Raw genomic sequence first — 15,093 nt, 5'->3', positions numbered from 1 at the left:
CAATCGCCTGAAGCCCGCTAGTTTGCCGGCTTGCCGACCGCCAGCAACAGCACGTTTTCCTGGCTGAATTGTTCTTTGTCGAGAATGCCCGAGATCTGGCCCTCATGCATGACGGCGATGCGGTCGGACACGCCGATCACCTCTTCCATGTCGCTGGAGATCATCAGCACGGCCACGCCGGCATCGGCCAAGGCTCGCATCAGCCCGTAAATCTCGGCCTTGGCGCCGATATCGATGCCGCGCGTAGGCTCATCGAGGATCATCACCTTCGGGTTCATCGCCAGCCATTTGCCCAGCACCACCTTCTGCTGGTTGCCGCCCGACAGCGTGCCGGTTCGCGTCTGCACCGACGGCGCCTTGATGCCGAGATTGCTCTTCTGCTTCTCGGCGGTGGCGGTCTCGGCGCTTGCCGACACCAGTCGACGCTTCGCATGCGCCGGCAGGTTGGGCAGCGAGATGTTCTGCGCGATCGACAGGTCAAGCAAAATGCCGGTCAGCTTGCGGTCTTCCGGAACCAGAAAAATGCCATGCGCGACCGCATCGGCCGCCGAACCCAGCACAAGCGGCTTGCCGTCGAGTTCGAGCCCACCGCCAAGCGTGCTGTCTATGCCGAAGAACACCCGCGCCAGTTCGGTGCGGCCGGAGCCGACAAGGCCGGCGAGGCCGAGGATTTCACCGCGCCTGATGTCGAGGTCGACCGGCCGGGCAGGGTAGGCGGGGGTGCGGATGGCTTTGGCCGAGAGCGCAGTGGCGCCCGGCGCCCGAGCCGCCTCGGAGGCCTTCTCGCGCTCCTTCAGCATGCGGCCGATCATCAGCTTGACCATCTGGTCGTGGTTGATGGCGCTCTTCGGCAAGGTGCCAGCCAGCATGCCGTCGCGCAGCACCACGACGCGGTCGGCGACGCGCTCGACCTCATGCAGCCGGTGCGAAATGAAGATGACGCTGATGCCATCGGCCTTCAGCGCCTTGATGACGTCGAGCAGCTTGTCGGTTTCGGCGAGCGGCAGGCTCGACGTCGGCTCGTCGAGGATCACCAGCCGCGCCTTGATCGACAGTGCCTTGGCGATCTCGACCATCTGCTGCTGCGCCAGCGACAGCGAGGCAACCGGCGTATCGGCGGAGAAATTGGCGCCGACGCGCTTCAGCAGTGGCGCCACCATTTCGCGCAGCTTGGCGCGGTCGACCAATCTCAGCGGCCCGCCGCGCAACGGCTCGCGGCCGAAGAAGATATTGGCGGCAACATCGAGGTTTTCGAAGAGATTGAGTTCCTGGTGGACGAAGGCGATGCCCGACCCCAGGCTGCCTTCGACGGTGAGCCCGTCATGCGCAACGCCGTCGACGGTGATGGCGCCGCTGTCCGGCCTGGTGACGCCGCCGAGGATCTTCATCAAGGTCGATTTGCCGGCGCCGTTTTCGCCGACCAGGCCGATCACCTCGCCCGGCCTGACCTCCATGGAAAAGCCGTCCAGCGCCACCACGCCCGGATAGGTCTTGCGCACGTTCTCGAGGCCGAGGAACGGGGTGGTTGCGACGATAGATGGGTCGGAATAATTCATCACGCCATATTTGATCAGGCTTGCCAGCAGCCGGTGGGCTACAGACTGACGGGCCTTGGCCGACCCGTCAACACGATCGCCGGCTCAAGGCGAACCCTGAGCCGGCGCAACTGCTCGTGGTCTCAGTTTCCGGACATCGCCTTCAGATTGGCGGCATAGGTGTCGACATCGTCCTTACCGATGATCTTGGTCGGGATGATGATCAGGCCGCCTTCCGGAATGCCTGATTTGTCGCCCTTGAGATAGGCGGCCATCAGCTTCATGCCCTGATAGGCCCATTCGAAGGGCTGCTGCACGACGGTGGCCGCCACGGTGCCTTCCTTGACGCCGCCCAACGTGATCGGATCGTCATCGAAGCCGACGACGGTGATCGAGCCGAGCTTGCCGGCGTCGCGCAGCGCTTCATAGATGCGCGGCGTGTTGTAGGAATAGAAGCCGACCATGCAGGTGATGTCGGGGCTGGCGACCAGCGCGTCCTCGACATTCTTCTTGGCGCGCGCCTGGTCGATGTCGTCGCCGCGCACGTCCACCAGTTCGATCTTGCTGCCGGCGAGGCCGTCCTTCATGCCCTGGATGCGTTCCTTGGCATTGTCGGCGCCGAGCAGGCCGACGAAGCCGAGGCACTTGCCGCCGTCCGGCATCGCTTTCTTGGCGATCTCGGCCGCCTGCTTGCCGGCGTCGACATTGGACGAGCCGATATAGGCAACACGCTTGGTCTGCGGGGCATCGGAGTCGGTGGTGAACAGCGCCGTTTCCGACGCTATCTTGTTCAGACCGTCGGTCGAGGTCTTGGGATCGACGGCCGAGACCATGATGCCCTTGACGCCGGCGGTCACCAGATCATCCATCAGCCGCTGCTGGATGGCGACCGAGGACTGCTCGGGATATTTGAGTTCGAGATTGTAGTCGGGCAATTCGGCCTGCGCCTTCTTGACGCCGGCTTCGGCGGCCTTCCAGAAATCGGAAGCGCCGTTGACGACGAAGGCCAGCGTCGGCTTGTCGTCGGCGCGCGCAATGGCTGTCGCGGTCAGGCCAAGCAGCAGGGCTGCGGTGGCCACGGATGCATGTCGTATCAAGGATTTCATGTTCAACCTCCCGTTTTGGCTCAGTCGTCGGACTGAACCGATCTTGCATTCACTGACTTGCCGCTCGCGATTTGGACGCCCTCCTCCTCAGGGGTTCCCGGCGCTGAAGAATGGCGTCGTCGGTCGCGATCACGGACATTAGAGACTCATCCCGTGCTCGTAAATAGTCTGATTTGTCTGACATATCACATGTCCGAGACCACGCTTGCGGAGGCAAACCCCGCTCGCCATCGGGCCATTCACGTGCACTTCTCGCCGCACGGGTCCCACCTGACCGGACACGGCGGATTGACGTTACAGCGTCGTTTTGTATTAGTAAACACTATTAGCAGAGGTCCCGCGCGGACACTCGGCGGTGGCCCTAGGTCTAGTTTTCCCGAACAGGTGCAGCACCGCTTCGCGCAAGCAGATGCCTTGCAGTCCTCGAATTTCACGCGGCCCGCAGCGGCATGGCGGGGAACTTCAAAGCTGCTAATAAAGATAAACGCCTTCGACTATTTCCATCGGTCGACGGCGCGACACCATCTTGTCGGTGTGGCAGGCTTGCGACTAGACAGGCTGGGGATTGGGACGCAATGCCATGAGCGAGACGAGGGATCCGGACGACACGGCGAAGCGGCGCAAGGCGCCGGCGAGAGCCGCCAAGGGCGGCCGCGTCACCATGACCGACATCGCCAGGGCAGCCGGGTGCTCGCAGGCGACCGTCTCTTTCGTGCTCAACGATTCGCCCGGCATCCGGCTGTCGCAGCAGACGCGCGAGCGGGTGATCGACGCCGCGCGTGCGCTCGGCTACGCAGCACCCGCCTTCTCGGCGCTGCGCAAACCTGTTCCCGCCTTCGATGGACTTGACAGTGTCATCGGTTTCGCCGTCGACCAGCTGGCGACAAGCCCGGAAGCCGTTGTCGCCATCGAGGGCGCGCGCCAGGCGTCGTGGAACGCCGGCAATGTGTTGCTCGTGGCGCAGACCATGGGCGACTCCGTCATGGAGCCGCGCGCCATTGCGGCGCTCACCAGGCGCGGCATCTCGGCGCTGGTCTACATGACCATCTTCACCCGCGAGATCACGGCACCGGACTTCCTCTACGGCCTCGACATCCCGGTCATCCTGCTCAACTGCTACACGGCCGATTATGCCTTCCCGGCCGTGGTGCCGTCCGAGATCGCCGGCGGCCAGAACTCGACCCGGCATCTGATCGGCCACGGCCACCGCCGCATCGCCACCATCACCGGCGAGCCGTGGATGCAGGCCGCGCAGGACCGGCTGAAAGGCTACCGCAGAGCGCTCGCCACCGCCGACATCCCGTTCGATCCCGAACTGGTGGTCGAGGGCGACTGGTCGGCGAGCGCCGGCTATGCCGCGACCGTTAAGCTTTTGGCGCTCAAGGAGCGCCCGACCGCCATCTTCTGCCAGAACGACCGCACAGCCATCGGCTGCTACGAAGCGCTGAAGGAGGCGGGCCTGCACATCCCGCAGGACATCTCCGTCGTCGGCTATGACGACGAGGAGATCGCCCGCCACCTGTTCCCGCCGCTGACAACATCGATCCTGCCGCACATGGCGATGGGCCAATGGGCGATCGAACAGCTCGAAGTGCCGCCGCCTCCCGGCCGCGGCCGCTATCCAATCACCAAGCTGGAATGCCCGCTGGTGCAGCGGGATTCGGTGGCAGCTGTGGCTGGATAAAGCTGAACCAGCCCATCCCGATGCAAATCGGGATGGGTCTGTTTGATGTTTGCGCCTCAGGGCAGGGTCAATCCGGGAACGTGCCGCGGTTAGAACCGCAAGACGACGAAGGAGCGCCTGCGATAGCAGCGCCGGCGCAACCGGCCATGCCGCCAGAACGTGCGGCAGTGCCGTCTCCAGACATGCCGCCTGTGGTGGCGACGATGGTGCCATCGCCGATGCGAGATCTGCTCGACATCGCCAGCGCCTTCGTCGTCATCAAACGAATTGGCATCCTGCTTGTCGAGTTCATCGAGAATGCCGTTACCGACATTGGGAACCCCGGCCACGGCCTCGAGAGGCCGAACCGCGGTAGCAAGCGCCGCGGCCCCCGCAACGCCAAACAATGCTGTCAAGAATGATCGCCGATCCATCAAAACCTCCATCAGCAAGACAAGGCTAACATGACGAGCCTAACACAAAGCAGCTAGAGCGGGTGATACAAAAGGCCAGAGGCGAATCTTCGAGCCGGCCCAAACGGGTGACCGGACGGACGGCAGAGGTCGGAGCAAGGCCGCTACCGGGCGGCGCGCTTCCTTCGGCTCGGCGACCAAGCCATGCGGAATGCCGCCGATGAAAGCGCACAGCCTGAGCGGTTCCGCCTTTCCGCGAAACTCTGAACCGCTTGGCAAAGCTACCCCCTAAGAATGCCCGCCACCTTGCGGCAGTGGCTGGCTGAGAGACTGACGCCCCACGGCAGATGCGATGTTGCGGTACTCAGCGCCGCGCCAATATCCGGCAGAGCTCCTTCAGGTCCCGGTCGTAGGTGCCCTTGCCGCTGAGCACGCTGGCGCAGCGTTTTTTCATCTTGGCGATCTGGCCGGCCGACATGGCGCTGATGGCAACCACCGCCGGTCGCGCCGGCACCGCCGGCGTGTTGGGATCCCTGGGGCTGGTGGTCGTTGTCTGTGTGCCAATGCCGACGCCGACCCCGGCCGTCACTCCACTGCCCACCCCGACCCCGGCGCCGACCCCGACACCGCTGCCGACGGTTGCGCCGACCCCGACCCCGACGCCCGTGCCGACCGATACGCCGGCGCCGGCGGTAACGCCGCTGCCAACCGAGGCGCCGACACTGGCGGTGGTGCCGCTGGTGCCTCCGACCGTCGCTCCGGCATTGACGCCCTTGCTCCCGCCGACCGAGACACCGACGCCAAGCCCGCCGCCACTGCCGCCGACCGAAACACCCACCCCACCGCTGCCGCCGATGCCCACACTGAGCCCGCCCGCGCCAGCCGGAAAGCACAAAGCTACGGAAACCGCGCCGCCGGCCAAGACCTTTGTTAAACTTTTAAAGAAATCCATAACGCCACTCCCCGTGCTGGTTGCCTGGACGCAGGTTGAACAGCATCCGTTACCAATATGATTACGCGAGTGTAGCGTTTTTAGTTTCTGCAAGAATAGGTAGTATTGGAAATCGTTGTTATGGCTTCTTGCGGCGACCGGAATATATATGTTGGAATTGGCGGAAAAAATCGAGGATTTGCGGTTAGACTCGGAACCTTAGACAGGCAGGACGAGTGCTCGCATGCGGGAATTTACCGGTCGCATGCCTCAGGCCATCTTGCGACGCCGCTTCCCTAGGCTGCGGTGGAGAATGGACCCTCGAGAATGGGGCTCGTACTGCAGAAAAGGGGACGATCCAAGAAACCCGCGACGATCTCCACCGATGTCGGGCGCGTTGTGCGCCACATCGTTCCGCTGCTCGCAGTCGACGGCGTCAGCGCTACCCTTGCGGGCATACCTTCGCCCCGTTTGGCGTTTCTGCCCTTTGGATCGGATGCCGATCGTCCGCTGGCGTTTCGAATCTCTTCAACTTACGCCGAGTTTCGCAAATCCACTTTAATCCCGGCTAACGTTCGAAGGGTTCGCCAAGCGAGGCGACACCGTTCAGCCTGAGCAAGCGGCGGTCCGCCGAGATGACACCGAGCACGACGATCGTAACGAGATAGGGAAGGCTGGAAAGCAGTTGCGATGGCAAGTCCAGACCGGTCGCCTGGGCGGCGAGGCTCATCAGCGAAACCGCACCGAAGAGGCAGGCACCCAGGAAGATGCGGCCAGCGAGCCACGTACCAAAGACAACGAGTGCGATCGCGATCCAGCCACGTCCGGCAATCATACCGTCCGCCCAAAGGGGCGTGTACACCGCCGCCGCATAGGCGCCGGCAAAACCCGCCATCATGCCACCAAAAGCTATGGCCGCGATACGGATAGCGATGACCGGATAGCCGATGGCATGGGCTGCCTTGGGATTCTCGCCGATTGCCCTCACGACAAGGCCGACTCTCGTATAGGCAAACATCGCCCAGATCGCAAACGTCACGGCAAGGGAAAGCCATACGACGATGTCCTGGACAAACAGCCTGCCGACTACCGGGATTTCCGAGAGGCCGGGAAAGGCAAGTTTCGGGAGCCCCTTCACCGTCAAGCTCTCGTAGCTTTTGCCGAACAGCGCCGAAAGGCCTTGGCCGAGAATGCCGATCGCAAGGCCTGTCGCGACCTGGTTTGCCCGGAATCCGAGTGCCAGCACTGCAAAGACGAGGGACAGGACGGCGCTACCGAGGCCGGCGGCAACGAACCCCAGCAGGTGTCCACCGCCGTGGTAGACGACGATGAACGCGAGCACCGCGCCGAGGGCCATCAGGCCCTCTACGCCGAGGTTAAGAACACCGGCGCGCTCGACCACCAACTCGCCGAGTGCGGCAAGGAGAAAGGGGGTTGCCGCTGCGAGCATGCCCGAAATAATGAACTCGACGGCGTTCATGGCTGGCTCAGGTGATGGGGGCGGCGCCACTCGATGCGGTAGCGCACGAAGGCCACAGCGCCGAGATAGGCGAGCAGCAAGCTGCCTTGGAAGACGCGGACGGCGGCGATCGGCAGGTTTGCCGACACCATCGCATTGTCGCCGCCGATATAGAGGACAGCCATGAAGAGCGCGGAAAAGATGATGCCGACTGGATGCAAGCCGCCGAGATAGGCGACAATGATGGCCGCATAACCGTAGCCGGTCGAGATCGAGCGCTGCAGCTGGCCGAGCGGACCCGCGACTTCCGCCGCGCCTGCCAGTCCCGCCGCCATGCCACCGATCAGAAGCGATAGCCAAATCGCACGCCCTTCGCTGAAGCCGGCGTAACCGGCCGCGCGCGGGGCAAGGCCGCCGACCTTGAGCTTATACCCCATGAAGCTTCGCTGCATGAAAACCCAGGCCACCAGCGAGAGCGCAAGTGTGATGAGCAGCGAGACGTTGACGCGGGTACCGGTGATCAGGGTCGGCACCATCGCGTCGTTCTGAAACATGACGGATTGTGGGAAATTGAAGCCGGCCGGGTCCTTCCATGGGCCGAGCAGCAGGTAGTTGAGGACTTGCGCCGCAACGAGGCTCAGCATCAAGGAGACCAGGATCTCGTTCGCATTGAGCCTGACGCGCCAGAAGGCGGTGATAGATGCCCAAAGTGCACCGCCGAGGGCACCGAGAAGCAGCATCAGCGGCCAGATCCACTGCCCGGTCGCCTGCGGAAACCAGACGGGGATCGCCGAGGCGAAAATAGCGCCCAGGATAAACTGGCCCTCCGCGCCGATGTTGAACACTTTTGCGCGGAAACCGATCGCCAGCCCCTGAGCAATGAGGAGAAGGGGCCCCGCCTTCAGCAGCACCTCCGCAAACGATGCCCAGGAGAGGAACGGCTCGAGAAGCATCGCGTACAGGACGGCCGCCGGATCTCGGCCTATCAGCACATAAAGGCCCAGATTGAGGATGATCGCCATGCCAAGCGCGACAGCCGGGGCCAGCATGGCCGCGACGAGCGAGGCATGCTCCCGGCGGACGAGCGCGGGGAGGAACGTCGCGGCCCAAACGCTCATGCAGGAACCTTCTCTGGCGAGGCATGTGCTCCGATCATGTATCTGCCGATGTCTTCGGGGCGCGTGTCCCGCGTGACCAGAGGCGGACTCAGCATTCCATGATGGAGCACCTGGATGAAATCGCAGAGTTCGAAAAGTTCCTCGAGTTCCTCGGAAATTACGAGGATCGCCACGCCCAGGTTGCGCAACGCGATGAGCCGCCTTCTGATGGCGGATGCAGCGCCAATGTCTACACCCCAGGTCGGCTGCGCCACGAAAAGCAGTTTTGGCGACAGCATCATCTCGCGACCGACGATGAATTTCTGCAAGTTGCCGCCGGACAGCGAGCCCGCTTCGGCATCCGGGCCGGAGGCGCGGACGTCGTACCGACGGATGCATTCGCTGGTGAAAGCCGTCGCTCCGGCGCTGTTGATGAGGCCGCGCCTCACGAGATCGAAAGGATGGGCGGTAAGAACGGTGTTGAGCACGAGCGACATTTCAGGGACCGCGCCGCGTCCCAGCCGGTCTTCGGGCACGAAGGCGAAGCCAAATCTCCTGCGCGCGGCCGCATCGAGTGTGCCTACGTCGCGGCCCATCATGTAGATCCGGTCGCGTTGTTCCTTCAGCAGCATCGCTTCGCCCGAGATGAGCGCGGCAAGCTCGCCTTGGCCATTGCCCGATATTCCGGCTATGCCAAGGATCTCGCCTGATCGTACCGTGAGGCTGATGCCGGAGAGCGGCGTGGCAAAGGGGTCGTCCGGCGTGTAGTCCATGTCGATTATTTCCAGCCGCTTCTCCCCCTCGGGCATGGCCAACGCGGGCATCACCTCGGGCATGTCGCGGCCGATCATCATCCGGGCGAGGTCGTGCGCATCATAGTCGCGCGGGTCGACGGTGCCGATAACGCGCCCTCCACGCAAGACCGTCGCCTGGTCACAGATCGTGCGAATTTCCTCCAGTTTGTGGGAGATGAACAGGATGGACACGCCGCGGTCGCGAAGGCGCCTGAGCGTGTCGAACAGCTTCTTCACCGCCTGCGGCGGCAAGACCGAGGTCGGCTCGTCGAGAATGAGCAGCTTCGGGTCCGTCATCAGGCAGCGGATGATCTCCACCCGCTGCCGTTCGCCGACCGAGAGCGCGTGCACATCGGCGAGAGGATCCACTTCAAGGCCGAAATCCTGGCCGAGGCTGCGGATGCGCCCCGCCAGCTCCGCCTTGCCGCCGGGGACGACGAGCTGGATGTTCTCGACGACAGTCAGCGTCTCGAACAGCGAGAAATGCTGAAAGACCATGCCGATGCCCCTGCGCCGTGCCTCAGCCGGCGAGGCAAGGCGCAGATGCTCTCCGTTCCAGACGACGGTGCCTTCGTCCGGCTGTTCAACGCCATAGATGAGCTTCATCAGCGTCGATTTGCCCGCCCCATTCTCCCCGAGGATCGCATGGATCGATTGGGGCGCCACGTCCAGATCGATGGCTTGGTTGACCCGGATCTGGCCGTAGCTCTTCGAGATGCCGCGGAGCGACAGAAGGGGCGGGGTCATGACTTACTTCGGCAGTGGTGTGGTGACACCCTTGACGTGCCAGTCCATCGCGACGATCTCGGGATCCGCTATCGTCGCACCGGCGGCGGCGGCTTCGCTGCCGTCGGCCTTGGTGATTGGACCTGTGAAGGGCGAGAAGCTGCCGTCGGCGATCTTCGCCGCCACTTCCTTGATCTTCGTCATCGTGTCGGCTGGGATATCTGAGTTCCAGTCCACGACCTCCACCACCTTTTCGGCGACGCCGAGGAAGGTGTTGGCGCCCTTGAAAGTTCCGGCGAGATGGGCATCCACGGAAGCCTTGAAGAAGGGCGACCAGTCTGTCGCGATGCAGCCGAGATATTTCTTCGGTGCATATTTCTTCATCGACGAATTGAGGTTGAACGCGTAGACGCCAGCCTCCTCGCAGGCCGAGATCACGGAGGGTGTGTCCTGCGCGTTCGAGAAGATCACGTCGCAGTTCTGTGCCATCAGCGCCTTGGCGGCTTCCTGTTCCTTGGCCGGGTCGAACCAGGAGTTCACCCAGACGACCGATACCTCGATATCGGGATTTACGGTCTGTGCGCCGAGCGTAAATGCGTTGATCGAGGTGATCAGCTCCGGAATGGCGAAGGCCGAGACGGAGCCGACCTTGCCGGTCTTGGAAAGAGCTGCGGCGGCTATGCCGAGCAGGTAAGTGCCCTGGAAATACTTCGCCGCGAAGGGCGAGAAATTCGGCGCGGTCTGGAAGCCGGAGGCATGCAGCACGGTGACCGCAGGATCGCGGCGGGCGATCTGTAATGCACCATTCTGGTAGCCGAATGAGCCGGCGATCAGGAACTTGTTACCGTCGGCGACGGTCTTGTTCATGATCCGGTCGGCGTCCGGCCCTTCGGCGATGTTCTCGATGACGGTGATCTTCACCTTGTCGCCGTATGCGGCCTTGACCGGCTCGAGGCCGGCGGCGAGCGCATGGCCCCAGCCGACATCGCCGACCGGCGACGGGAGCACGAGCGTGATACCGAGCGGCTCGTCGGCCGCAAAGGCGGGACGGCTGCCAAGCGCGCCGGCAAGCCCTGTCGCGGCAAGGCCCTTCATCAGAGTTCTGCGGGTCAGATAGTTCAGCATGTCAGTTCCCCTGTCTTAAGTTGTTAGAATTCCACCGCGGCAAAGGCGGCTTCCGCGTCCGCAGCAAGCCGGGCCTCGTTCAGCCCGGTAAACGCACCCTTCTCCCAGACGATGCGGCCGTTGATCATGGTCATGTCGGTGGGCATGCCGATACCGACCTTGGCGATCAGGCTCAATGGATCGTGGCGCGTGCCGACATAATCCATGCGGCGCGTGTCGATCGCGAAGAGGTCGGCGCCCATGCCGGGCGACAGTCGGCCGATGTCATTGCGGCCCAGAAGCGCGGCCCCGCCCGTTGTCGCATAGCCGAGGAAATCGACCGGCGCAGGCACGGGATGAGCGCGCGTCGAGGCCGCCAGGCATTGCAGCATGTAGGCGGAATGGATGCAGTGCATGAGGTTGGAGTTGTCGTTCGAGGCAGCACCGTCGCAGCCGAGACCGACGCGCAGGCCAAAGGCGGACATGGCGGGAATATCAGTCACCTCCGCACCCACCAGATAGACCGGCTCCGGGCAATGCGAGACACCGGTGCCGCTCGCCGCCATCAGCCGCAGTTCGTCATGCGTCAGCTCCCAGCAATGGGCATAGAAAGTGTCTCGGCCGGCAAATCCGAGGTCCTCGAGATAGTCCACCGTACGCATGCCATGGCGGGCCTCGATGATCGGGCTTTCGCCCTCGCCGACATGGGTGTGCATCCGCACCCCGCGATCACGCGCCAGCGAAACCGATTCCACGAAGGTCTCGCGGTAGCAGTTGACCGGCTGGCAGGGAGCGACCACGACCTGACGCATGCTGAAGGGACTGGTGTCGTGATAAGTGTCGATGAGGCGTGCGCAGTCGGCAATGAATTCGTCCGTGGTCTCCAGCATCTCGTCTGGAATGGTCGAGCCTTCCGATTTTGGCAGCGTGTTGCCGCCGCGGCCGGCATGGAAACGCATGCCGAGAAGATCGGCCGCTTCGAACTGCCGGTCGATGAGCCGTTTTCCGGCATGGCGCGGAAAATTGTACTGGTGGTCGAAGGCCGTCGTGCAACCGTGCTTTATCATCTCTGCCATCGCCGTGATCGAGGCGTGGTAGAAACAATCCTCGTTGAGCCGGGAGAAGATCGGATAGATCCGGTCGAGCCATTCGATGACCGACAGCTTCGTCCAGTCGAGTTCGGCACGGTTGCGCACAAAGCACTGAAAGAAGTGATGGTGCGTGTTGACGAGGCCGGGATAGACGAACCAGCCGTCGGCGTCCTGCACGATAGTACCGGCCGGCAACTCGCTTCTGTGCAGGCCTTGCCCGATTGCCTCGATCTGCGGGCCATTCGTCAGCACATCGACATTGCGCCGGACGCTCGGACCCCTGCCCTCGTCGGTGATGACCGCTGCGCAATTCTTCAGGAGATAGCCGGTCACCTCACGCCTCGTCCAGCATGGGTCGCGGTTCGGGCTTCAACTCGTGCAGCCGGTGGATACCGGGCATCTCGATGAAATTGTCGAGGCTGCGGAGCGCTCGCGACCAGAGCCGGATCGTGGGATACGAATCGAGGGAAACGCCGCCGTCGGGCGCGAGCGCGACATAGGGAAAGCAAGCAATGTCGGCAATCGTCGGCCGGTCGGAAGCGAGAAACCGGTCGCCACGCATTTTTTGTTCGAAGAGGCCGGCTTCCAGCTCACGTAGTGCCGCTATGCCATTGGCCTGAAGCGCACCGATGTCACCGGGGCGCAGCAGCATCTCATGCAGGCGCGCGCCGCCGAGGTTGGCGGTCAGCCTGTGCGAGAAGGAAAGCCATTGCTGGATGCGCGCCGTCTCCTCGGGGGCGCCGCTGCCGAGCCAGGCCGGTGCTGCCTTCGCGGCGAGATAGCCAAGCATGGCGGAAGACTCGGTCAGGATCAGGTCGCCGTCTTCAAGGATCGGGATGGAGCCTCCCGGATTAAGCGCCATAAGCTCGGGGCCACGATGCTCGGCGCCGGGATGGAAGTCGACCGGGCGGATTTCGAGCTTCACACCTGACAGCGTCGCCATCAGGCGCACCTTGTAGCAACTTGGGGAGAGGATGTAGTCGTAAAGCTTCACTGTGCCACCAATTGCGCGCCGTAGGTATAATTGTGGCGCTTCAGCCAGCGGCGATAGGCGACCGAGGTCAGGTCGGCGCGCGTCGGGATTTCCATGCCGGGATCGAGCGGCAGAAGACGCGGGATCTGGTTTTCGAGGATCGAGCGGTCCTGCAGGAAAATCGTCTGCTGGAAATGGATGAGGTCGGTCTGTGGCGTCTCGTCATCGAAAAGCGCCATCCACGGCCAGACGTCGCAGAGATCCTCGGCAAGCGGTTGGACGAATAGCGTAATGACATCCCATTCGCCCGGGCGCGGCGGGCAGGTCTTGTAGAGGACTGAGCAGGTCGGGGCCGGCACGCGGTACATGTATTCCGTCGTGATACCTCCGCTCGCGGATTTCGCCGCCTGCGGCTGGTAGAACTTCACCTGGGTCGCCCAGACCTCGTCCTCTTCCTCGCGGATCTCGACCTTGTAGTTTTCGACCTCGGTATGTGGCTCCGAGCCGAGGATGTCGGTATGGACGAAGGGGAAGTGCGCGATGTCGAGGAAGTTCTCGACGGCGCGGAGCGGCGAGCAGCGCACCCGCACCACGCCGACATCGACGAAGCGGCGCCCGGGTTGGTCTGCCTCGGGAATCGGAAAGACCGGTTTCTTCGGTTCGCCGAGCGACGACCAGATATGGCCATAGCGCACCGAAACCGGCAGCACGCGCCCGTTTTCGCCTGTCACTTTCGCCGCGCCATTGGCGTCTAGCGCAACCTTGATCGGCTCGTCCATCAGGGTGGTCTCGCGCCCATAGCGGTCGAGCCGGCTGAAAAGCCCGACCGGATACCATTCGTCGCGCATCGCATCGTCGATCATGGCACAGCCCCTTTCGCCTCGATCCCTTCGGCCATGCGCCGAAGGCTCTCGGCGGCTCGCGAGGCGGCGATGCGCTCGGACGCATCGCAATCGGCTGGAACAAGGACGTGGATCAGCGTCTCGCCGGCTTCCTGCGGGATAGGCAGCAGGCGAATTGCCGGCGCGCCGGGTGCCTGCCAGACGTATCCTTCAACGGTGGCCTTCGTACCGGCAGCGACCGAGAGCGCCGAATGTCCGGCACGGGCCGTCAATGAACGGAGCGGCGCGTAACCCTCAAAAAGGGGTGGGTTGCCGTCAGGCTCTCCATCAGCGACCCAGATGATCCCGCCGGCCTCTTCGACCAACCGGGTCGCAACGCGAATCGTCTCCGGCGGCGTGAGGCTGGGATGGGCAGGAATGCGCAGGCACTGACCGGCCTGCGAATAGGTCCAGCCGTGATAGATGCAGGAGAGCGCCTCGCCGCGCACGAAGCCATGGGAGAGGCGCATGCCGCGATGCGGACAGCGATCCGCCGATGCCGCCAAGCGCCCCGATTGGCTTCGCCAGAGGGCAATGGGACCGGCGGGCGTCCGCGCCGGCATTACCTGTCCTGTTGGCAGATCCTGGGTAAGGGCGACCGGCACCCAGGTGTCCGTCTTGTCGGACAGCATGACCTTACTTTCCGTACTGATACTACTGTTTCCCGACCAGAGAGATGCCGGCGCAAGGAGTTGGCGAACCGCTCGATGCGGCTGACGTATGCATAATTATTTCGCAATTGCAATATTGGTTAAATTAAGTGCAAACGGACGGTAACCACACGCAAAGCTATATGTTTTTTTGCTCGACAGGCGCGCGGTCGATCGTCTCGACCCAGACCTCAATGGGCCCAAGCGAACATCCCATCTCCATCATGTCGATCAGTTCCGCCGCACCGGCAATATCGAGTTCGATGCGATCGGTGCTTGCATGAGCGATGTGGTGCGCGAGACCGAGCTTGGCCGCATGGCGCATGATCCAGGGCACGAAGGACGCGGGTTCGAGGTGGCCGCGAATGGTCATCCGCTCATGCAAGCGGTGTTGACTTTGCTTCATCACGAACGGAACGCGCGCCTTGGTGTCATGGTCGGCAGCATAGCGTCTGACTGAACGGGCGGAAGTGGTAATCGACGCGCCAATAACACCGAATATCGACTGATCGCCCGTGCCTAGACCCGGGCACTCATGCATGTCGCCCAGAAGTGCCGCGGTTGTGGGACAACGACATGCATTAAACAAAGACTTTAAAGCGCGTCGCATGAATCCGTTTCAGCGCGACGCGCTTTAGGGTTATCTGAGCTATTGTAATGCATCGGTAAG

General features: G+C 63.0%; 14 protein-coding genes. 2 read left to right on the top strand and 12 right to left on the bottom strand.

All coding sequences use genetic code 11. From position 1 onward, the window contains the following. Positions 1-17: 17 nt before the first annotated feature. On the bottom strand, positions 18-1,556 hold the full coding sequence (locus NKL04_RS23960) for a sugar ABC transporter ATP-binding protein (RefSeq protein WP_023672351.1): 1,539 nt from the start codon (positions 1,554-1,556) through the stop codon (positions 18-20). Between the two features lie 122 nt (positions 1,557-1,678). Next, positions 1,679-2,641 carry a sugar-binding protein gene (locus tag NKL04_RS23955; protein ID WP_023672352.1) on the bottom strand — a complete coding sequence of 321 codons (963 nt, stop codon included), beginning with the start codon at positions 2,639-2,641 and terminating at the stop codon, positions 1,679-1,681. Positions 2,642-3,221: 580 nt separating this feature from the next. Here NKL04_RS23955 and NKL04_RS23950 point away from each other — a divergent pair. Continuing rightward, complete coding sequence (locus NKL04_RS23950; protein ID WP_023832680.1) at positions 3,222-4,325, top strand: LacI family DNA-binding transcriptional regulator; 1,104 nt, start codon at positions 3,222-3,224, stop codon at positions 4,323-4,325. A 218-nt stretch (positions 4,326-4,543) separates the two neighbouring features. Further along, entirely contained in the window at positions 4,544-4,726 is a 183-nt protein-coding gene (locus NKL04_RS23945; protein ID WP_196815106.1) for a hypothetical protein, read from the top strand. A gap of 355 nt (positions 4,727-5,081) precedes the next feature. On the opposite strand, the gene NKL04_RS23940 is transcribed toward NKL04_RS23945, so the two are convergent. The 10 genes from NKL04_RS23940 to NKL04_RS32180 all read right to left on the bottom strand — a co-directional run bounded on the left by NKL04_RS23940 (position 5,082) and on the right by NKL04_RS32180 (position 15,033). After that, a complete protein-coding gene (locus tag NKL04_RS23940; RefSeq protein WP_245271902.1) occupies positions 5,082-5,555 on the bottom strand; it encodes a hypothetical protein in 474 nt (157 codons plus the stop codon). A 661-nt stretch (positions 5,556-6,216) separates the two neighbouring features. Continuing rightward, on the bottom strand, positions 6,217-7,128 hold the full coding sequence (locus tag NKL04_RS23935) for an ABC transporter permease (RefSeq protein WP_023700481.1): 912 nt from the start codon (positions 7,126-7,128) through the stop codon (positions 6,217-6,219). Beyond that, complete coding sequence (locus NKL04_RS23930; RefSeq protein ID WP_023695008.1) at positions 7,125-8,225, bottom strand: ABC transporter permease; 1,101 nt, start codon at positions 8,223-8,225, stop codon at positions 7,125-7,127. The genes NKL04_RS23935 and NKL04_RS23930 overlap by 4 nt, the downstream gene beginning before the upstream one ends. Then, positions 8,222-9,745: an ABC transporter ATP-binding protein gene (locus NKL04_RS23925; RefSeq protein WP_023700480.1), complete on the bottom strand. Its 1,524-nt coding sequence runs from the start codon at positions 9,743-9,745 to the stop codon at positions 8,222-8,224. Before NKL04_RS23925 ends, NKL04_RS23930 begins: the two co-directional genes overlap by 4 nt. Positions 9,746-9,748: 3 nt before the next feature. Then, complete coding sequence (locus NKL04_RS23920) at positions 9,749-10,846, bottom strand: BMP family ABC transporter substrate-binding protein (RefSeq protein ID WP_196814159.1); 1,098 nt, start codon at positions 10,844-10,846, stop codon at positions 9,749-9,751. 26 nt (positions 10,847-10,872) lie between these two features. After that, positions 10,873-12,252 carry an amidohydrolase gene (locus NKL04_RS23915; RefSeq protein ID WP_023700478.1) on the bottom strand — a complete coding sequence of 460 codons (1,380 nt, stop codon included), beginning with the start codon at positions 12,250-12,252 and terminating at the stop codon, positions 10,873-10,875. A gap of 1 nt (position 12,253) precedes the next feature. Next, the gene (locus NKL04_RS23910; protein ID WP_023689145.1) at positions 12,254-12,913 is read right to left on the bottom strand and encodes a glutathione S-transferase family protein; all 660 of its coding nucleotides are present in this window, start codon (positions 12,911-12,913) and stop codon (positions 12,254-12,256) included. Then, the gene (locus tag NKL04_RS23905; RefSeq protein ID WP_023700477.1) at positions 12,910-13,755 is read right to left on the bottom strand and encodes an aromatic ring-hydroxylating oxygenase subunit alpha; all 846 of its coding nucleotides are present in this window, start codon (positions 13,753-13,755) and stop codon (positions 12,910-12,912) included. Before NKL04_RS23905 ends, NKL04_RS23910 begins: the two co-directional genes overlap by 4 nt. Next, on the bottom strand, positions 13,752-14,405 hold the full coding sequence (locus NKL04_RS23900) for a Rieske 2Fe-2S domain-containing protein (protein WP_023700476.1): 654 nt from the start codon (positions 14,403-14,405) through the stop codon (positions 13,752-13,754). Before NKL04_RS23900 ends, NKL04_RS23905 begins: the two co-directional genes overlap by 4 nt. A gap of 157 nt (positions 14,406-14,562) precedes the next feature. Further along, a complete protein-coding gene (locus NKL04_RS32180) occupies positions 14,563-15,033 on the bottom strand; it encodes an acylphosphatase (RefSeq protein ID WP_502903359.1) in 471 nt (156 codons plus the stop codon). Positions 15,034-15,093: the final 60 nt, after the last annotated feature.

The sequence above is a fragment of the Mesorhizobium sp. C264A genome (assembly GCF_040324515.1).
GTDB lineage: Bacteria > Pseudomonadota > Alphaproteobacteria > Rhizobiales > Rhizobiaceae > Mesorhizobium.
This window is presented reverse-complemented; position numbering and strand designations above follow the sequence as displayed.